The following is a 275-nucleotide window of genomic DNA, read 5'->3' on the forward strand; positions in this document are numbered from 1 at the left end:
GTGGTGAGCATTGAAGCGACGACGGACAGCGCCACCGAAGGTGTGGGCGACAGCATCGTCTTTGCCATCAGCCAAACGGGCGCGACGGACAAAGACAGCAACGTCACCGCCACCTTAAACCTTGGCGACATTGATGCCAGTGACATTTACAGCATCACCTTTACGGATGCCAATGGCACGCAAACCATCAGCGTGGCGGATGCCATTGCTGGGGTTAGTGTGAGCATTCCAGCGGGTAGCAGCATCCTGCCAACCTTTACCATCACCCCAAATGA

The 275-nt window shown here is 56.0% G+C and carries 1 protein-coding gene; it reads left to right on the forward strand.

The window, feature by feature from the left end:
• Positions 1-275: hypothetical protein (locus tag AAEY75_RS14945; protein WP_352260017.1), on the forward strand; the 275-nt coding region annotated here is incomplete at both ends.

The sequence above is a fragment of the Psychrobacter sp. TB55-MNA-CIBAN-0194 genome, from assembly GCF_040309505.1.
Taxonomy (GTDB): Bacteria; Pseudomonadota; Gammaproteobacteria; order Pseudomonadales; family Moraxellaceae; genus Psychrobacter; species Psychrobacter fozii.